This window comes from Arthrobacter sp. zg-Y1116 (assembly GCF_024385485.1).
Taxonomy (GTDB): Bacteria; Actinomycetota; Actinomycetes; order Actinomycetales; family Micrococcaceae; genus Arthrobacter_B.
The window spans coordinates 1-19,275 of the sequence record NZ_JANFLR010000005.1 but is presented as its reverse complement, the minus strand read 5'-3'; the positions used below and the strand labels follow the sequence as shown (position 1 = coordinate 19,275).

The window sequence follows — 19,275 nt, the reverse complement described above, 5'->3', positions numbered from 1 at the left end:
ACGACGTCGGCGGCGGGACGAGACTGGGGAAGATGAGCGCTCTTTCCCTTCCCCGGTTCATCGATTCCTGGCGCCGCCAGCTGATCGGCACGTTCAGCAACAACGCCGTCGAGATTCCGCAGTGGGAGCTCGAGCTGGCGAAGGGCGACGACGCCGGCCACTTCGGTCCGGACTCCGCGGTCTGGGCGGTGCACGGTTCCATGACGACGATCATCGCCGGGGTGCGGGCCTTGCTGCTGCAGGCGCTGCATCCCGGGGCGATGGCCGGGGTGCACGATTTCTCCGACTATAAGGAGGATCCGCTGGGCAGGCTCGCCGGGACCATCCGCTGGATCTTCACCGTGACCTACGGGGACACGGCCGCCGCCAAGGCGGGCTCGGACTGGGTGCTGCGGCTGCACGAACGTGTGCACGGTACCTACGTTGACGCCGACGGGGCGGTGCGGCCGTATTCCGCCAACGATCCCGAGATTGCCCGCTGGGTCCACCTGGCCTTCACCGATGCGTTCCTCTCCTCGCACCAGCGCTACGGCGGACCCATTCCGGGCGGTGCTGATGCCTATGTGGCGGAGTGGGCGGTGGCGGGTGAGCTGATGGGCATTCCGGATCCGCCGCGCTCCGAAGCCGAACTGCGCAAGCAGATGGCCGGCTACGATACGCAGCTGCGCAACAGCGACTACGTGCGGGAGGCGTTGGGGTTCCTGCAGCGTCCTCCCCTGCCGCGCAACCAGCTGCCCGGCTACAAGGTGCTCTTCGCCGGGGCGGTTGCCAGCCTGGAACCCCGGCACCGGAAGCTGCTGGGGCTGCGGGCTCCGCACCTTGGTCCGGTTCCTCTGCCGATGAAGTTTCCCGTGAAACTTGTTTTGGGTGTTATCCGGTTTGGTTTGGGCCGGCAGGGTCCCAGCGAGCGCTCTGCCCGCGAGCGTATTGCGCGGCTGGCGGACGGGCGGTAGGGCGGCGCACCCGGGGTCGTCTGAGAGCAAGTAGTGGTCGTAAAAAGACAGGTATCAGAGGAGGCGCCGACCACCGGGTTTTGGCACTTTTGGGGCCCGGAAATGTCAGTGCCGGATGAAATCCTTAAGCATGGATCAGGTCGGGGATACCGGGCAGAGCACCGGACCGAAAACTGAAGAGCAAGGCAATGGCGGTCGGCAGGCGTCGCTCGCCGTGTACCGGGCGTCGGTTCCGGTGCCTACTCCGGAACCAGTTACCCATGAACCTCCTCGCGAGGCGGGCAGCAGCGAATTTGCGGATGGTTTCACTGGAACCTTGGCGCTGCAGAACCCGGAATCCTTCGACGAAGAAGCCACCGGCGAAACCCTGGTCCAGGTGGCACACCTGATCGCGTGGGCGCAGGCGCAGCAGGCTCGGCTGCTCACCCGAATGCACACCATCTTCCTGGACAGTTATGCCGCCGCGTCGGGGCAGGTGGAACCCGGCATGGCCTTTAGCCTTGCATCCTCCGAATGCGCGGCCATCCTTCACGTTCCGCAGGTAACCGCCCAGCGGATGATGTTCGAGGCCAACCGCCTGACCGGCAGCCATACCGCCACGCTGAAGGCCTTGGAAGACGGACGGCTCAGCTACCCGCACGCGCAGGTGGTGCTTGAGCAGTGCGAAGGTGCTCCCGCCGCCGGGCTGGCGGAGTTCGAAGCGGACCTGATTGCCGCGGCCGAGGGCCGCACGAGGGCACAGTTCTCCTGCAAGGCCCGCAGGCTGCGCGAGGCAAAGTATCCGGAGACCGTTCCTGAACGGCACCGGAGCGCGTTCGAGCAGCGCAAGGTCACCCTGCACCGGGATGAGGACGGAATGTCCTGGCTGTCGGCGCACTTGGCCGCAGCGGAAGCGCAGCAAATCTACACCGCCCTGAGTACTGCTGCCCGGGGTGAACAATCAGCAGGGGATCCCCGGACCCGGGACCAGTTACGTGCGGACATTCTGGCGCAGCTGCTGCTGGGAGGCTTCAGCGGGAAGCAGGGAAGGCCCACGGCTTCAGGGGCGGGCGGCAGCAGCGCGGGCGGCGGCGGCGATCTCTCCGACAGCGGTCCAGATCCCCTCGGCGTCCTGCCGAGGGCAGAGATCATGGTCCTGATCAACGCAGAGACCCTCTTCGGAGCCGACGAGCAGCCCGCCGAACTGCACGGCTACGGACCCATCAGCGCTGAAGCCGCCCGCCGGCTCGCACGTAACGCCACGCGCTGGACCGGACTCGTCCAGGACCCTCGAACCGGCGAGATCCTTGGTGTCGGACGACGCCGGAAAGTCCCGGCAGGATTGGCCAGATGGCTGCGTGCCCGGGACGGGACCTGCAGGTTCCCCGGGTGCCGGGTCAGCACCGCAAATTCGGACATCGACCACACCATCGACTGGGCCAAGGGTGGACCCACCGACCACGGGAACCTGGAACACCTCTGCCGGCGGCACCACCGGTTCAAGACCCTGGGCTACTGGAAAGCCTGTCAGCCCACACCTGGAGCCATCGAATGGACTTCTCCTACTGGCCGCATTTACCGCACGGAGCCCTTCTTGGAACTGGGCCCGCCGAATCCGGCGCCAGAACTGCATGCAGACCATCAGGAGAAGGAACCCCTGCAGGAACCGGCACCGCCGTTCTAGGCAGGCCCGGTCCTTGCCGCCAGCAAGGTGAACAGCTCGGTCCACAAGAGCCCGCGCCCCTGAACACCTCGCCTATCTCCTTCCTCGTGCTCGTCCCTTCGCAGAAAGAGGTCAACGCGACCGTCTCCAATACACCAGGCGGATTTTCCTTGTAGATGCATTCGACGTCGGATTTACTGTTCGCACACGCACAGGAGGCACTCAGAAATGACGAGCTCGAACGCTGCAGCTGAATCACGCATCAAATCACGGAACAGAGACATGCTGTCGGGTCAGGTGATCGCCAAGGCCAAACTGACCGACTGGCGCAAGTTGGCCCAGGGGCTGCACGCCCGCTACCTGATCAATGACTTCGGCACTGGCGCACGGTTCGTAACCGCAGTAGGTGAAGCGGGCAATGCGCTCGGACACTACCCGAGCGTGTCGATCGGCAACGGGTACGTAGACCTCAAATTGGTCAGCCCTGACGCCATCTACCGCGACGGCGAAGGCACCGAACACGTCGTCGAATGGGTCACCCAGCAGGATGTCGACCTCGCGAGGCTGATCACCGGGATCGCCGCGGAGCACCAGATCGACGCCGACCCGGCCTCCGTCAGCGTCCTCGAACTCGGCCTCGACACCGCAGACTCCGCGACCATCGCCCCGGTGTGGGCAGCCCTGCTGACAGGCAACGCAGACGCCCAGGGCCACGGGTCACCCAGCGACGAGATCCGGGACTCCACGGGGCGGATACCGAACCTGTGGTTCGGCGACGCCAACGAACACGGGAGCCAGCGGTTCCACGTCGAGGTCTACGTGGCGCCCGAGGTGGCCGGGCAACGAATCAACGCCGCCGTCGCCGCAGGGGGAACCGTCGTGGATGACACTAGTTCGCCGTCGCTCACTGTGATTGCCGACCAGAACGGCAACACTGCGGTCCTGTGCGTCGCCGAGATGCCTGAGGCGGAGGCTGGATCTTGACCTTCTCGAACCCGTGACAGGACGGACATGGCTATGCCACACGTAATTCAGCCACTCACTCCGGCAACCTTTCCAGCGTGGCTGGCACTCGCGCAGAAACACAACGGGGTCTGGGGCGGGTGCTACTGCTCGTATTTCCACAGCGACACTGAGAACACCGTCAAGAGCGAGTACGACGGGCCGACCTTCAAGCAGCGACTCGTGGCGGAAGGCGCAGCACACGCCGCACTCGTTTTCGACGGCGACAACGCAATCGCGTGGTGCCAGTACGGCAGTCCGCTCGAGCTGCCGGGGATCTACCACCGCAAGCAGTACGACGCCGGCGAGACCAGGCCGGCGCCGTGGCGCATCACGTGCTTCTTCGTCGACCGCGACCACCGACGGTCCGGTGTGGCACGGGAGGCACTGGACGGCGCGCTCGAATTGATCGCGCAGGCAGGCGGAGGCGAGGTGGTCTCGTTCCCCAATGAACTCGCCCCCGACAAGAGAACATCGTCCTCATTCCTTCACAACGGAACGCGCGCCATGTTCGAGAAGGCAGGATTCACGTTCGAGCGCCGTATCGGTAAGAACAAGACCGTGATGCGCAAGACCGTCCAACCGGCCCTGCGGCTGACGCCGGGTTGAACCTATGTTCTCCCCGCCGCCACCGCCACCAGCTCGGCCGCGACTCCGGTCAACCGGCGGGGACCGGACCAGATGGCCGTCAAAGGACGCGTGATTCCCTCGCCTTCGAAGGGAACCCGCAGCAGTTCTCCGCTGGCGAGCTGGTCGCGAACCACCAGTTCGCTCAACACGGCAGGGCCGGCCCCGGCAGCAACAGCAACCCGCACCGCAGCATTGCTGCTGAGCACCTGGGCCGGCTCGACGACGTCGTACCCGGCGAGAACTTCCTGCAGCGCTTCGCGGGTACCGGACCCGGATTCCCGAACCACCAGTGGGGTTTCCGCCAGTTCCTGCAAAGTGATCCGGGTCCGGTTGGCCCATTCGTGATTCGGATCAACCACCACCACCAGCTCGTCCTCGCGGACCACCAGGGCGTTCAGCCGCACCGGAAGATTCGGAGTCTCCACAAACCCCAGTTGGAGGGTGCCCCGCTGCACCTCCTCGATGACCTGCGCCGAATTTTCCACCCGCACATCAATGCGGGCCTGCGGCAGCCGGCGCTTCAGCTCGGCAAGCCAGGCCGGCAACAGCATGTCGGCGATGGTGAGGCTCGCCCCCACCCGGAGTTCCAATGTCTCGCCGCTACGGCCGCTCCGCACCACGCTGTTGAAGCGCTGCGCCGCCTCCAACAGTTCCCGGGCCGAGTCCGCCAGCAGGAGTCCCATTGCCGTGGGCGCCGAGCCGCGTGGGCTGCGTTCAAGCAGGGGAGTTTTCAGATCCGCTTCCAACTCGGCAATGGCCCGGCTCGCATTGGGCTGGGCCATGCCCAGTTTCCGCGCCCCGGAAGCCACGCTGCCCTCATCCACCACGGCAACGAACAGTTCCAGCACCGAAAGGTTCGGCCACGTATGAGCCATATCAAAAGCATATAAACCCATGCCGGATTGCAGGCTACCGGACGGTTCGATCCGGTGGGACCATCAAAATTAGTGGGCGCAGCCTGGGCCTCACGGGTGGACATCGCCTCGCGGGTGGGACATCGCCTCATGCCGGCACCGCCGTTGGAGGGCTTCAGAGCGCGCCGAACCGCGAACCCTGACACCTCACACCGGAAGGAACTATGCGCAAGAGCATCCTCGCCCTGCTGATTGCCTGGCTGCTCGCAGTCGGCACCCTGGTCTCCTGTGCGGCGTCGGATTCCGAGTCATCGGGAGGCACCGCCACGGCAGAAGCATCAGCCAGCCCGTCGGCGGAAACTTCCATCCCGGCTGACCGCATGGAGCAGGTGGCTCCCGCGGATGCGAGGGCAATCACCGACCCCGCAGACCCCAAAGCCACCCTGGTGCTGTTTACCGACTACCAGTGCCCCTACTGCGCCCAGATGGACACGCTGATCCAGCAGGCCAAGAACGATTACGGAGATGAGGTCCGCATCCTTGTGCGGAACTACCCGCTGCCCAAGCACCAGAACGCAGCGCCGGCTGCCCGGGCCGTGGAAGCCGCCGCGGAACAGGGCGCCCAGGAGGCGATGGCTGCGTCCATCTTTGAGCACCAGCAGGACTGGAAGAACCAGAGCGACGTCGATGACCTCTTCGTCTCCTACGCGGAGGACCTGGGCCTGGACACCGAGAAGTTCCAGGCCGACTACACGTCGGACGCTATTAGGGATCGGGTGGTCCAGGACCTGGAAGACGCCCAGGACCTCCAGCTTCGCGGCACCCCGTCGCTGATCCTCGATGACCGCATCCTGGAGCTGGACTCCGTGGATTACGGCGCCATCCAGGAACAGCTGGACGCAGCTCTGAACAAGTAGGGCCGGGTCCCCGGCGCCGGCCGGGTGCAGGCTCCCGGGTCAGGCAGGACGGAAACACGGCCCCGGTGTGATCGAAAGCATACTGAGGGTGGGGGTCCTTCGATAACAGGTTTATACCAATCTTGGGATAAAAATGTCTCATGACTATCGAAGCCGGCTCCGTCCGCCCTGCCTGGCGCCGCCTCTTCGGCGTCCCCCTGATTGTGTCGGTCCTCTTTACCGTGGTCATGCTGGTGACCGCCGTGGTGACGGGTCTGCCCGTCCGGGATCCGGAAGGATTCCTGGGCCCGAGTTACGTGCGCCTGCCGCTGATGGTGCTCCTGATGATCGCCGCCGACGTCGTGCCTCGGGTATTCGCTCGACGCCGGGAGCTGGGCGGCGTAGGAGCCGCGACGTCCGATGTGCTGCGGACGCGCTGGTCCGGCCCCCGGCTGGCTGTGGCCGTGGCGGGACTGATCACCTTCTACCTCGCGTACATGTCCTACCGGAACCTCAAGAGCTTCCTGCCGTTCCTGCAGGACCACCTGACGGACCGGCTGCTGGAGGAATCGGACAAATGGCTGGCCGGCGGAAGCTACCCCGGCGATGTCCTGCATGAACTGCTGGGCACCGGCTTCAGCGCCGATCTCCTCTCCGGCGTCTACATGCTTTTTATGGTCTTCGTTCCGGTCTCCCTCGCCGCGGCGCTGGTGTGGTCCAACAACCTGCAGCGCGGGGCCTGGTATGCCACAGCCCTGTCCTTCAACTGGATCCTCGGCACCGTCAGCTACTACGCCCTGCCGTCCCTGGGTCCGGTCTACTACGATGCCGCACCGTTCAGCGACCTGCCGGAAACCGCCGTCTCAGGCCTGCAGGACAGCCTGTATGAAAACCGGATCGAGGTGCTGGCGAATCCGCTGGCCACCGACGCGGTCCACGGCATTGCAGCCTTCGCTTCCCTGCATACATCCATCGTCTTTACGGCAGCACTGGTGGCGCACCTGACCCGCCTGCCGAAGGTGGCGCGGTGGGTTATGTGGATCTACCTACTCCTGACCACCCTGGCCACGGTCTACTTCGGCTGGCATTACGTCCTCGATGTGTTCGCCGGACTTGCCCTCGGCGCTGTGTCGGTGTGGCTGGCCGCGAAGGCCGTAAACGCCGGGAACCGGAAGGCGCCGGCAACACCCGACGTCGAGCCGGAGCTCGCCTCGTCTGTGCGGTAGGCTTCGTCAGCGGGAACCACCCCTACTGAGAGGCGGCACGTTGAGCCAACATCCAATCGTGCTGCCTGGCTACCTGGCTCCCAAGCCACGCAGGTTCAGCCCGCTCAAGGTGGCAGTCGTAACCTTTGTGAGCCTGTTTGTGGTGGTCACCCTTGTTGCCGCCTATCTTTGGGTCGAGTACTTGACGTATACCGAGGCCGCCGAGGATTCCCGAGCGGAAGGCTACATAGTGGTGACCTCACGCAGCACTGTGCATTACGCGTCGGACCCGCTCCCCGCAGACATCAGCGAGGAAGACTACGCGTCCTTCTGGGCTGAACCTGCCCTGAACACCCCGGACGCCCTTGCACTGCTGGACGTCATCAACGAGGGATGGAAGGCGCGTCTCCAAGAGGACGTGAAGCACATGGAGTACAGGGTGGACGGGATCGTAGACCCAGCCAAACGTGCCAACGCCCAGGCCGCCGTGGACGAGATAGCCGAGCTCGCCTCACACGGCACGGTCCAGGGTGCGAAGAGTGCGGTTTATGGCGACTTGGCACAGCTGTCCAGAAAGACCTGCCACCGCTGGGACACGGACGACGTCTCCTACCAGGCCAACGGGCATCCCATTCGAAACTGGACTACCACCCAGCCCCAGATCCTGTCGCTGCTGGAATCGGAGGACTCTACAAGGCAGGCAACCAGCCTGGTGGCCAAGGTCTACCCGGCTGCCTTTGAAGCCGCCCACCCCCGTTTCTGCAAGTTACCGATACCGCCGGAGAGCAGCCATCCGGGCGATATGAACCTCCTGTTCTCGGTTACCCATGAGGCAGATATGCTGCTGGAATCCCTGGAGACGCACCCCAACGCCGCGGGGCAGCTGACGGCGGAGGATTACGAGGCCTTCTGGAACAGCCCGATAATGACGTCACCGGAAGTCCAGGCCTACCTGGACCGGGTGGGGGAAAAAGCCGTCATCGACCACCGCGGGGCGGCGGCCTACAGGCAAAAGCGCGAGACCGATCAAATCGTGGATCCCGGCGTGCGGGATCATGCCCAGCAGTACACCGACTGGGTTCTCGATGAGGCCGCGAAGGATAACGGCAGAAGGCTGGCCGTCGGTATGGTCTATGCAGATCTCGTGGAGTACTGGGATGCCGCCTGCACCGGGGAACCGGACCGTTGGCTGCATCCGTCACCGGTAAAACGGAACATCTGGAACTCTCGCCTGGAACCCGACTTCAATACGGGCTACGTGTCGTCGGCCTGGAGTAGCCGGGACAGCGAGTGGAGTGACGCAACCTTCAAGTTGGCCGTGGAGTTCTATCCGGAGGCTTACGCGGCCGGCGTCGACTCCTACTGCAAGTAGCTCCTGCGGGAGGAACGTCAGGTCACAGGACCGAAGGCCGCCACAGCGTTTTGGCCGCCGAAACCGAATGCGTTGGTGAGCGCGTAGCGGACGGGAGCCTCACGGGCGGCACCGGGGACATAGTCCAGGTCGCACTCCGGGTCTTCAGTGGCGTAGTTCAGCGTGGGCGGAATGATGCCCTCACGGATGGCCATCACGCAGAGCAGGGATCCGAGGGTGCCCGCAGCACCGATGAGGTGTCCGGTCATGGACTTGGGTGCCGTGACCGCAAGCGACGACGCGTGCTCGCCGAAAGCCGTGTGCAGTGCAAGGGTTTCGGTCCGGTCATTGGCCTGCGTGGAGGTCCCGTGGGCGCAGATCAGGTCCACATCCTCGGGGTTCAGCCGGGACCGGTCCAGGGTGCGGCATATAGCTTGGGCCGCATACTGTCCGCCGGGTTCCGGGGCCACAATGTGGAACGCGTCGGACGTCAGTGCGCCGCCCAGCAGCTCCGCGTACACCTCGGCACCACGGGCACGGGCATGGCTGAGCAGTTCCAGCACGCACACCACGGCTCCCTCGGCAAAGACAAAACCGTCCCGGTCCGCATCGAAGGGACGGCTGGCTTCCTGGGGAGAATCGTTGTTCCGGGACAGCCCCCGCATGGCGCTGAGCCCGGCGAACATCACGGACGTAATGGCTGCATCGGTTCCGCCGGCCACCACCACGTCCGCTTCGCCGGCAAGCAGGGTGCGGCGTGCCTCCAGCAAAGCCTGGGTACCGCTGGCACACGCCAGGGCGCTGGCATTCACGGGACCATGAACCACCAGATCGATGGCCACCTCGCAGGCCGGCATATTCGTCAGCGACGACGCCACGAAACTGGGGCTGATGGGCCGCAGCCCGTCACGGCCGAAGATCTCCGTGGCGGCCTGGATTTCCGGATACCCGGAGACAGCACTGTTGATGATCACCGCCGCGTCGGTGTCTGCCAGCGATGGTCCCAGTCCGGCGTCGGCCACCGCCTCGCGTGAGGCCGCCACTGCCAGCTGGGAGGCGCGGGAGGACCGGCGCAGCCGCTTGACCGGCAGGTACTGCGCCGGATCAAAGTTCTTCACCTCCCCGGCAATCCGGGTGGGAAACTCAGAGGCATCGAAGGCAGTGATCTTGTCGATCCCGCTGCGCCCGTCCTTCAATCCCGCCCAGGTTTCGCCCCAGGTACCGCCGAGCGGCGTCACCGCCCCCATGCCGGTGATGACCACGCGCTCGTCCATCTACTCCGCCTTCCGGACCGGCGCCGGTACGTGCATCCGGCCGTCCAGCCAGTCCTGCGCCGCGGAATCCGCCACCTTGTAGTGCATCTTCTTTCCGGTGGCGGTCATCGGCACTTCGTCGACAAAACGGTAGCCACGGGGCCGCTTGAAATCGGCCAGCCCGGGATGGGCCAGGCAGAACGCATCCAGCCCGTCGGCGTCGAGCTCCGCGTCCCGGCGCACCACGTACGCCACCACGCGCTGGCCCCACCGGTCATCCGGCACTCCCACCACCACGGATTCAAGGACGCCTGGATGGTCTGCGAGCGCGGCTTCCACCTGCACGGGATGGATGTTCTCCCCGCCGGAAATGATCATGTCATCGGTCCGGCCCATGATGGTCAGGTAACCTTCCGCATCCCAGGTGGCCATGTCCCCGGGGTAAAGCCACCCGTCGTGGAACTTCTCCTCCTCCACATGCGGCAGGTTGGCGTAGCTGAACCCGGATTTCGGCGAGCGCATGATCACCTCGCCGATTTCGCTGCCGTCCCGGGCGGCCAGTTCGTGCGGCTGCCCGCGGCGGCCTTCAAACACGCGGACGACGGCGACGTCGTCGTCCGTGCACGCCCGCCCGGCACTGCCGGCATGGGCGGGGAGGTCCTCGGGCCGCAGGAAGGTGTTCCAGAAACCCTCGGTGGTCCCGTAGCCGTTGAAGATCCGGGGCGTGAGCAGTTCCTGGTACCGGATCGCTGCGGCGCGGTCCAACGGTGCACCCATGGTGACGATGCCCCGCAGGGTCTCCAGGTTCCGCGGATTCTTTTCCTGCTCGACGGCGATCATCTCCAGCGTGGTCGGGGCGCCGATCAGATACGTCAGCCCCTGCTCCCCCACCCAGTCCAGTACCGTGGCCGGGTTGAAGCTGCGCAGCGGCACCACGGACCCGCCGATGTAGAACACCGGGTTGGGCCCGCCGGAGTGCAGGCCGCCGCGGTGGAACCACGGGGTCATGTTCAGGGTGCGGTCCTGCGGGCTGAGCGGAAAGTGCATGATGACGTCGTGCGCGCTCATCAGCTCGGCGATGGACGGCAGCGGCACCCCCTTGGGCATGCCCGTGGTGCCCGAGGTGTAGAAGCGGGTGCTTTCCTCGAAGGTGGAAAAGTCCTCGGGGAGGTCCGGCAGGTCCCCGGCGGCCTGCTCGACGGCGGTGTCGAAGTCCTGCCCCAAATGCCCGGAGCCCAGTCCCCAGGCCCCGGAGTCGGGAGCGCCAGCCACCAGGACCAGCGGCGACACCCCGGCAAGCTCCAGCGCCTGCGCAGCCGTCTCGGTGTGCTCGGCGTCCACAACGAACACCGCCGGATCACTGTCCCGCAGGATATGCGCCGTCTCCGCGGGCGCCAGCCGGTAGTTCACCGGAACGCTGACAGCCCCCAGCCGCTGGGTCGCCAGGTACAGGAGGGCGAATTCGATGCCGTTGTAGAGCTGGTAGAGCACCCGGTCCCCGCGGCCCACGCCGCGCTCGGCCAGGGCGCGCGCCACGGAGTTCACGGCGTCGCCCAGCTGGGCGTACGTGAATTCCCGGCCCGACGGCGGATCGGCGAGGGCAACGCGGTCAGCGTACCGGGCCACATTGCGTGCGAAGCCGGCCGCGTAGGTCAGGGAGTGTTCGAAGTAGTTCCGGTAACGGGCGGGATCGTAGCTCACTGATGCTTCCTTTCAGTCCGGACGGCGCCCTTACCGGCTGCCGCCTCGGGTGGGCCGGGTTGGCCGGTCCGGCAGGGCGACCGGCGGGCCGGACGCGTCGGAATGGAACGGCGGGGCAATGACCGAGAGGCCGCCGTCGACCGCCAGGACCTGGCCGGTGATGTACTCCGCACCCGGGGAGAGCAGGAACTCCACCGCGGCGGCCATTTCATCCACGGTGCCGGGACGGCGTTTGGGCAGGCGGGAAATGACGCTGTCCATGGGCGCCATGCCGTCCATGGAGTAGAAGTAGTCCAGCGAATCGGAATCGATCAGCCCGCCGTTCACCGCGTTGACGTTGATGCCGTAGGGGCCGAATTCCACCGCCATGAACCGGACAAAGGACTCCACTGCGGCCTTGTAGGAGCCGAGGGCGGCATAGGTCGGGAAGGCCCGGGTACTGCCGTAACTGGTGAGCGCGACTATCCGGCCGCCGTCGTCCATCAGTTTCACCGCTTCCTGCGCGCCGAGGACAAACGGCCGCACGTTCACGGCGTATGCACGGTCCAGATGATGGGTTTTCAAGTCCAACACGTTCTTGAACGCGGCGGCAGCGGCGTTGTTGATGAAGTAGTCCAGCCGGCCGTATTCGTCCGCTGCGGCATCGAAGAGCCGGACAATGTCTTCGGGGTTCTCCACATCGGCCTGCACCGCTATGCCGCTGCCGCCGAGTTCCTGCAGCGTGGTGACCACTTCCTTGGCCAGCCCGGCATTTCGGCGGTAACTGACGACGACGGCGGTCCCCTGCGCCGCGAGCCGCTCCGCCACGCGCCGGCCGATTCCCCGCGAAGCACCGGTGATCAGCGCAACCTTTCCGCCGCCATGTCCCACGTGTGTCCTCCTGCGCCCGGCTGTAGTGCATCACACCTTGTCACCGGTGCCGTCCGGGAAACAAGACCCGCAACGAAACCTGCGCTACACGAGTGCCCGACCCGGCTACGTACCCTGCGGCACCCGCCGGTCAGGAGCGGAGATAGGCCAGAGTCGCCAGCACCCTGCGGTGGCCGCTGTCCGACTGGGCAAGCCCGAGCTTCGCGAAGATATTGCCGATGTGTTTGCTGACCGCGGTTTCGGAGACGGAAATGGCCGAGGCAATGGCGGTGTTGCCCAGCCCTTCGGCCACCAGCCCCAGCACTTCGAACTCGCGCGGGGTCAGCGACCGGATGGGATCCTGGTTGCTGCGCCGGCTGAACAGCTGGGCGATGACCTCCGGGTCCATGACGGTGCCGCCGTCAGCCACGCGCCGCAGTCCGTCCACGAATTCGCCGACGTTGCCCACCCGCTCCTTCAGCAGGTAGCCCACGCCCTGGGCGCCGGAGGCCAGCAGCCGGCTGGCGTACCGGTCCTCCACATACGCGGAGAGAACCAGCACCGGGAACTCAGGAACCCGGGACCTCAGTTCCAGGGCGGCCCGCAGACCCTCGTTGGTGAAGGTCGGCGGCATCCGGACGTCCAGCACGGCGCCGTCGGCGCTGCCGGGTTCGAAGGCCGCGAGCAGGTCATCGGCGTTGTCCCAGGAACCCACCACGTCGAACCCTTCGCTCTCGAGCAGCAGTTTCAGCCCGGCGCGCAGCAGGGCATCATCTTCGGCGATTAGAAGGCGCATGGCAGTTCCACCCTTATGTTTGTTGGTCCGCCCTCGGGGCTGTTCAGCACCAGCCTGCCGCCGAACGCGGCGGCACGGCGGGCAATCCCAGCCAGACCTGTGCCGGAGCCGTTGGCATCAGCCGTAGCCTGCGCGCCGGCGGCCGGATCCACCCTCGCGCCGCCGCGGCCGTCGTCGTTCACCAGGATCACCAAGACGTCCTCCCGAGCCGTTGATTCCGTGCGGAGCACCACGTCGATCCGAGAGGCGCCGGAGTGTTTCGCAGCATTGGTCAGGGCTTCGGCCAGGACGAAATATGCCGCCGATTCCACTGCTGCCGGCGCGCGCAGCAGACCCTCCACGTCCAGGGAGCAGGGTATGGGCGAGCGGCTGGTGAGGGCCGAGGCCGCACCGCCCAGGCCGAGTTCGTCCAGGACCGGCGGATAAATATCGTGTACCGCGGCGCGCAGTCCGGCGAGTGCTTCCGACGCGGCATCCTGTGCCCGCCCGATGAACGGTACGGCGGCCGCCGGGTCGGTTTCGGCCGCGCGCTGGGCCAGTCCCAGCATCATCACGACGCCGACCAGCCGGTTCTGCGCGCCGTCGTGCAGTTCGCGTTCAATCCGGCGCAGCTCCGCCGCATGGGCGGCCAGGGCACTGGCCCGGGCCGCCGAGAGGTCGGAAATGCGGCGGGCCAGATCCGCATACCGGCGCGGGGAAAGGATCCCCAGGGTCGCCGCACTGAACCGCCGTGCCAGCCAGGGCAGCAGCAGCCATGCCCCGGCGGCGTATATGAGTCCCAGCAGCATCATCAGGACGGCATCGCCCCAGCTGCGGACGAAGATGGTCAGTTCCAGCGGTGCGTCCGGCGGGAACAGCTGCCACAGGGGCGCCGCCGCTACATAGAGCACGGCGCCGAAGGGAAGCGCCAGGGCCAGCGCCGCTGCCAGTACGGCAAATGCGCAGTGGAAAAGCAGCCAGGAGAGGTCCCGCTTCGTTTCCGGAGCACTCAGCAGGGCGGCCAGCTCGGTGAACGAATACCTACCGGTGAGGCGGCGCCGGTCAAAGGGAATGACAGCAGAGGAGAACGCCGCCGAACGGGCCTGCGCCCTGGCGGCCAAACGGTTCAGGAGGTCCAGGAGGGTAGGCACCGCATACAGGCCCACCCCCAGGGCCACGAACGGAAGCAGCCCAATACCGGCCACCAGAACGGTCAGGGACGCCAGCCAGTACCAGCCCTCGCGCACTAGGAAGGCCGCATCCCGGAGACGGGTCTTGGCGCGGCTGGGAAGTCTCACCCGTTGAATTATGCCCGACCCCCATCGGGCTGTCGGTATAGCCAGCTATACCCCAAACCGGGCTATTGGCTGTATCGGATCCGGTTTCCGGAATCCGTAGCGTCGAAGTCAGCAGGTCAGCTCACCCCACGAACCCGCACCCCTCGACCAAAGGATGACCCGATGTACTCCGACGCCTCCGAATTCTCCGGCCCCGCAGCCCTCCAGCTGCAGGGCGTGTCCAAGAGCTACCGGTCCGGCAACACCAGCGTGCCGGCTCTTCGCGATGTGTCCCTGGCGGTTCCGGCCGGCACCTTCACCGCCATCATGGGACCCTCCGGTTCCGGCAAAAGCACGCTGCTGCAGTGCGCAGCCGGACTGGACGCCCCGGACAGCGGCCGGGTGCTGCTGGGCACCACCGAAATCTCGAAGCTGCACAGCAAGGCCCTGACCCGCTTCCGCCGGGACCACGTCGGTTTTGTATTCCAGTCCTACAACCTGCTCCCCCAGCTGACCGTCGCGCGGAACGTGACACTGCCGCTGCTGCTGGCCGGACGGGGCACGGACAAGGCCTGGCTGGACTATGTGCTGGAGGCAGTCGGGCTGTCCGGACTGGGTGAGCGGAAGCCGCAGGAACTCTCCGGCGGCCAGCAGCAGCGGGCGGCCATCGCCCGGGCACTGATCACCCGCCCGGATGCCGTCTTTGCGGACGAACCCACCGGCGCCCTGGACTCGGGCACTGCACGCCAGGTGCTGGACCTGCTGCGGCACACCGTCTCCGCGCTGGGCCAGACGGTGGTGATGGTGACCCACGACCCGGTGGCAGCCGGGCACGCAGACACGGTCATTTTCCTTGCGGACGGGCGCCTCGACGGCAGCATGACCGGCGCCACCGCCCACGACGTCAGCGAACGCATGGCCAACCTCGGGGAGCGCTAACATGTTTTCCCTTGCCAGAGCATCCATCCGGCACCACCGCGGCGGATTCGCCGGGGTTTTCGTAGCCGTGTTCCTGTGCGCCGCGCTCATCACCGCGATGGGCGTCCTCATTGAGTCCGGAACCCGCGGCGGCATTGCCCCGCAGCGCCTGCAGGGGGCCGACGTCGTTGTAGGTGCGCCGCAGGCCCATCCCGTGGTCGAAGACATGGACGCTCCGTTCGCCGAGCGCGTCCTGCTTCCCGCCGAAGCGGTGAACGAAATCGCAGCCGTTCCCGGCGTCGAACGCGCCGTGGGCAGCATCGAGCTTCCCCTGGCCACCACCGACGGTACGGCGGTTTCCGCCGCCGCCTGGGACTCCGCGGCCCTGACTCCCTACACACTGACCTCGGGGGAAGCTCCCGAACGGGCAACCGAAGTGGTGGTGGATGAATCCTTCGGAGTAACTCCGGGCACCTCGCTTACCCTTACCCACGGCGGGGAGCCCACCGAGTACACGGTGTCCGGCGTCGCCGCTCCCGAGTCGGGGGTGGACACCGGCCCTGCCGCGTTCCTGAGCACCGCCGGCGCCCAGGCCCTGTGGCCGCACGGCGACACCGTGGCCACCGTCGGCGTGATCGCCGAACCCGGCATCCGGCCGGAGCAGCTCTCCGCCGATATCGAGGCGCAGGTGGCCGACGTCGTCGGCTATACCGGGGACCGCCGCGGAGACGTAGAGAATCTCGGCGGGTCCGCCGCCCGCTCCACGCTGCTGCTGCTCAGCGGGTCGCTGGCAGGTGTGGCCGTGATGACCGCGGTCTTTGTGACTGCAGGAACCCTGTCCCTGTCCATCATGGCGCGGCGCCGGGAATTCGCGATGCTGCGCGCAGTGGGCGCCGGAGCGAACCAGACCCTGGGCCTCGTGATGCGTGAAGTCCTGCTGGTGTCCAGCGCTGCCGCCGTGCTGGGCGCGGCACCCGGTTTCCTGCTGGCATGGTTCCTGGGCAACCAGTTCGTTGCCGGCGGCGTGCTTCCGGAATCCTTCCTCCTGGCCTACAGCCCGCTGCCGGCCCTGGCAGCAGTGGCCATCAGTGTCGCCGCAGCAGTGGGAGCCTCGCTCGTCTCGGCGCGGGGCACGGTCCGTGCGGCGCCCACGGATGCCCTGCGGGACTCCGTGACGGAGGCTTCCCGGCTGGGCCGCGGACGCGTCATCACCGGGCTGTCCCTGCTGGCGGCCGGTCTGGTTGCGGCTTTGGTACCGATTGCGGTTCCGGGCACTGCGGGCCTGGCGTCGGCAGCCTCCAGCATCCTGCTCCTGATGATCGGCGCGGGCCTCCTGGGACCGTGGCTCGTGACGGGTGCCTTGAGACTGGTTCGGCCGCTGGTCCGCCGCAGTCCCTCCGCGTCGCTGGCCCTGGCGGAGGCCAACGCCAGCGCCTTCCCGCGGCGGCTGGCCTCGGGAATCGTTCCACTGGCGCTGGCCATTGCGCTCGGGTCCGTGCAGTTCTTTATGCCGGCCACCGTGGCAACGGAAGCCGGGCGGCAGTCCCGTGACGGGGTGGTGGCCGGGTATCTGGTCAACGCTCCGGGGTCAGGAGTGTCCGAGGATCTCGCCGACCAGGTGGCTGAGGTTCCCGGGGTGGAATCCACCTCGCCGGTGGCCCGTTCCGCGGTCCTGGCCAAGGCCGGCTTCGCGGGGATGGAGGATGGCGTGCAGCCCTATGCCATTCAGGGCCTGGCCTCTGAAAACCTGAACGGAACCCTGGACCTCGACGTCAACGAAGGGTCACTGGACCGGCTGGGGGACGCCGACACCGTGGCACTGAGCGTGGACCTGGCCCGGGAATCCGGTACGGCTGTGGGTGAGGACTTCGACTTCTACTACGGGGACGGCACCGAGGCGACCGCCGTCGTCGTCGCCACCTACGAACGGGGGCTGGGATTCGGGGATGTGGCGGTGGCGAATGAGACACTGCGCAGCCACACCACTACCGGGTTGAACGACTACCTGCTGGTCAGCACGGCGGCGGATACCGATCCGGGAGAACTGGCCTCTGCCGTGGACGGACTGGGGCTGACGCTCCTGGATAAGGAGGAGTTCGGGGCGGCCGGAGCCGCGCAACGGGATGCCGACTCATGGGTTTCGGTAATCGCCATGCTGGTCCTGCTTGGGTACCTTGCCGTCTCCGTGGTCAACACGTTGGTGATGGCGACGGCGCGGCGCCGGCCGGAGATGCTGCTGCTGCGGACCCTGGGGGCGTCGGATACCCAGCTGCGGCGGATGATGGGAGCCGAGTCCCTGCTGATAGTCGCGGCCGCCGTCGTCATCGGCACCGTCCTGGCCCTGCCGCCGCTGATGGGAATCGCCGTGAGTATCTCGGGGGTGCCGCTGCCCACGATCGTGCCGACCGTGTACCTCGGCCTGGCCGGTGCGACGGCGGCACTCGGGCTGGGCTCTATTGCGGTAGCCACGCGTGCCGCGCTGCGGGCCGAGCGGTAGCTGTTCGGGCAAAAAGAAATACCCCGGTCCGAAGACCGGGGTATTTCTTTGTCCTGGCGGAGGATGGGGGATTTGAACCCCCGAGGGCGTTAACCCAACACGCGTTCCAGGCGTGCGCCATAGGCCGCTAGGCGAATCCTCCAGGCTTGCTCCCGTAGAAGCAGATATAAGACTACCCGACACAGGCCCAAACCAACGAATCGACGTCATTGAGGGGCAGCTTACGCCGAGCCGGTTCGTCTGCGGCCGAGGCCGTGGAGCAAGGCATTGATAATGACAATTCCCAGCCAAGACCAGATCGCCGCTTCCGGACTCCACAGGATGGCAATGGGAATCGAGGCCAGGAAAACCGCAGGGGTGACCGGGGCGCGGACCTGCGCGAATGCCGGAAGCCGGGGATCCACGTCATCCCGGAAAAGGCCCGTGCGGCTGCAGTAGATCCACAGCCCGGTATTCGCGGTGCCGATAAGCCCCAGGGCCGCCGCATAAATCACGACGCCGAGCACCTGGTCTCCGTAAAACGCCAGCATGTCGGTGGCGTACCCCAGCAGTGCGACGAACAGCAGCAGCACCAGGTTCAACTGCTGCAGCCGGCCGGTGAATCCCCGAAGGAGCCGGAAGAGCCGGTGGTGGCTCAGCCAATAGGCGGCGGTCACCACAAAGGACAGGACGTAAGCGCCGAACTCCGGAAGCTGCGCGGCCACGGCCTCCCCAAGCTCGTTTGCCGGCACCTGGGGCACCCGGATATCCACGGCCAGCAGCGTCATGGCGATAGCGAAGACGGCGTCGCTGAAGAACATGGTGCGGTCCAGGTCCGGACCCGAATTCACTCGCGCAAAGCCTTTGCTGTTGCTGTTTTCGCCGGCCACCGGACCATGCTTGCGCACATCCCTCAGCGGGTCGAGCCTCGGCTGGAGAAAAACGGCCCGGGAGGTGGAGTTAAACAGATAAGGACCCGCACATCCTTGTGCGGATCCTTATCCCAACGTATGTCCGGCGGTGACCTACTCTCCCACATCCTCCCGGATGCAGTACCATCGGCGCTGTGGGTCTTAGCTTCCGGGTTCGGAATGGGACCGGGCGTTTCCCCCACGCTATGACCGCCGTAACCCTAGCCCCGACGGCAATGCGTCGGGAAGTCTGATTACAGGCTGCCCTTTCGGGTTCTGCTCGTTAATCTTACCGCGTCTTCCATACGGTTTTGACCACGGCGGGGCAACCGGGCTTGTCCTGGATGTCGGAAGAAACACAGTACTGAACAACAGAGTGCGGAACCCAGCAGGCCCCTGTGCCGGCGGGTTCTGCCTGGCCCGTTAAAGAGGAAGAGCCCGTACCAGCACTGGTACGGGCTCAACCTGTATTCAAATATTGTCCGGCGGTGACCTACTCTCCCACATCCTCCCGGATGCAGTACCATCGGCGCTGTGGGTCTTAGCTTCCGGGTTCGGAATGGGACCGGGCGTTTCCCCCAC

The 19,275-nt window shown here is 66.2% G+C and carries 16 protein-coding genes, 1 tRNA gene and 2 rRNA genes; 9 read left to right on the top strand and 10 right to left on the bottom strand.

The window, feature by feature from the left end:
- Positions 1–32 precede the first annotated feature (32 nt).
- The 4 genes from NNX34_RS14875 (at position 33) to NNX34_RS14860 (ending at position 4,206) form a co-directional block, all read left to right on the top strand.
- A complete protein-coding gene (locus tag NNX34_RS14875) occupies positions 33–953 on the top strand; it encodes an oxygenase MpaB family protein (RefSeq protein WP_255767303.1) in 921 nt (306 codons plus the stop codon).
- Positions 954–1,269: 316 nt separating this feature from the next.
- Positions 1,270–2,616, top strand: coding sequence for an HNH endonuclease signature motif containing protein (locus NNX34_RS14870; RefSeq protein ID WP_255767302.1), 1,347 nt, complete (start codon positions 1,270–1,272; stop codon positions 2,614–2,616).
- Between the two features lie 261 nt (positions 2,617–2,877).
- Positions 2,878–3,579, top strand: a complete 702-nt coding sequence (locus NNX34_RS14865; RefSeq protein ID WP_255767301.1) for a VOC family protein — start codon at positions 2,878–2,880, stop codon at positions 3,577–3,579.
- Between the two features lie 33 nt (positions 3,580–3,612).
- Positions 3,613–4,206, top strand: a complete 594-nt coding sequence (locus NNX34_RS14860; protein ID WP_255767300.1) for a GNAT family N-acetyltransferase — start codon at positions 3,613–3,615, stop codon at positions 4,204–4,206.
- A 2-nt stretch (positions 4,207–4,208) separates the two neighbouring features.
- Here the strand turns inward: NNX34_RS14860 and NNX34_RS14855 are convergent, their stop codons facing one another.
- On the bottom strand, positions 4,209–5,102 hold the full coding sequence (locus tag NNX34_RS14855; protein WP_255767299.1) for a LysR family transcriptional regulator: 894 nt from the start codon (positions 5,100–5,102) through the stop codon (positions 4,209–4,211).
- A 203-nt stretch (positions 5,103–5,305) separates the two neighbouring features.
- On the opposite strand from NNX34_RS14855, the gene NNX34_RS14850 reads away from it, so the two are divergent.
- From NNX34_RS14850 to NNX34_RS14840, 3 genes are all read left to right on the top strand, one after another.
- Positions 5,306–5,998, top strand: a complete 693-nt coding sequence (locus NNX34_RS14850) for a thioredoxin domain-containing protein (protein WP_255767298.1) — start codon at positions 5,306–5,308, stop codon at positions 5,996–5,998.
- A 140-nt stretch (positions 5,999–6,138) separates the two neighbouring features.
- Positions 6,139–7,203, top strand: a complete 1,065-nt coding sequence (locus NNX34_RS14845; protein WP_255767296.1) for a phosphatase PAP2 family protein — start codon at positions 6,139–6,141, stop codon at positions 7,201–7,203.
- 40 nt (positions 7,204–7,243) lie between these two features.
- Entirely contained in the window at positions 7,244–8,554 is a 1,311-nt protein-coding gene (locus tag NNX34_RS14840; RefSeq protein ID WP_255767295.1) for a hypothetical protein, read from the top strand.
- Between the two features lie 17 nt (positions 8,555–8,571).
- Here the strand turns inward: NNX34_RS14840 and NNX34_RS14835 are convergent, their stop codons facing one another.
- The 5 genes from NNX34_RS14835 to NNX34_RS14815 all read right to left on the bottom strand — a co-directional run bounded on the left by NNX34_RS14835 (position 8,572) and on the right by NNX34_RS14815 (position 14,409).
- Positions 8,572–9,807 (bottom strand): beta-ketoacyl synthase, encoded by a 1,236-nt coding sequence (locus NNX34_RS14835; protein ID WP_255767294.1) that lies wholly within the window; start codon positions 9,805–9,807, stop codon positions 8,572–8,574.
- A complete protein-coding gene (locus NNX34_RS14830) occupies positions 9,808–11,487 on the bottom strand; it encodes an AMP-binding protein (RefSeq protein WP_255767293.1) in 1,680 nt (559 codons plus the stop codon).
- Between the two features lie 30 nt (positions 11,488–11,517).
- Positions 11,518–12,357: an SDR family oxidoreductase gene (locus tag NNX34_RS14825; protein WP_255767292.1), complete on the bottom strand. Its 840-nt coding sequence runs from the start codon at positions 12,355–12,357 to the stop codon at positions 11,518–11,520.
- Between the two features lie 130 nt (positions 12,358–12,487).
- Positions 12,488–13,132: a response regulator transcription factor gene (locus tag NNX34_RS14820; protein ID WP_255767291.1), complete on the bottom strand. Its 645-nt coding sequence runs from the start codon at positions 13,130–13,132 to the stop codon at positions 12,488–12,490.
- Complete coding sequence (locus NNX34_RS14815; RefSeq protein WP_255767290.1) at positions 13,120–14,409, bottom strand: histidine kinase; 1,290 nt, start codon at positions 14,407–14,409, stop codon at positions 13,120–13,122. Before NNX34_RS14815 ends, NNX34_RS14820 begins: the two co-directional genes overlap by 13 nt.
- Positions 14,410–14,571: 162 nt before the next feature.
- Between NNX34_RS14815 and NNX34_RS14810 the strand changes: the two genes are divergently transcribed.
- Together NNX34_RS14810 and NNX34_RS14805 are read left to right on the top strand one after the other, a co-directional pair.
- A complete protein-coding gene (locus NNX34_RS14810; RefSeq protein WP_255767289.1) occupies positions 14,572–15,327 on the top strand; it encodes an ABC transporter ATP-binding protein in 756 nt (251 codons plus the stop codon).
- 1 nt (position 15,328) lies between these two features.
- Positions 15,329–17,803 (top strand): FtsX-like permease family protein, encoded by a 2,475-nt coding sequence (locus NNX34_RS14805; RefSeq protein WP_255767288.1) that lies wholly within the window; start codon positions 15,329–15,331, stop codon positions 17,801–17,803.
- A gap of 54 nt (positions 17,804–17,857) precedes the next feature.
- On the opposite strand, the gene NNX34_RS14800 is transcribed toward NNX34_RS14805, so the two are convergent.
- From NNX34_RS14800 to rrf (NNX34_RS14785), 4 genes are all read right to left on the bottom strand, one after another.
- Positions 17,858–17,945, bottom strand: a tRNA-Ser gene (locus NNX34_RS14800).
- 79 nt (positions 17,946–18,024) lie between these two features.
- The gene (locus NNX34_RS14795; protein WP_255767287.1) at positions 18,025–18,633 is read right to left on the bottom strand and encodes a TMEM175 family protein; all 609 of its coding nucleotides are present in this window, start codon (positions 18,631–18,633) and stop codon (positions 18,025–18,027) included.
- 161 nt (positions 18,634–18,794) lie between these two features.
- A 5S ribosomal RNA gene (rrf, locus tag NNX34_RS14790) occupies positions 18,795–18,911 on the bottom strand.
- A gap of 262 nt (positions 18,912–19,173) precedes the next feature.
- Positions 19,174–19,275: ribosomal RNA gene (gene rrf, locus NNX34_RS14785) — 5S ribosomal RNA — on the bottom strand; the annotation flags it as partial.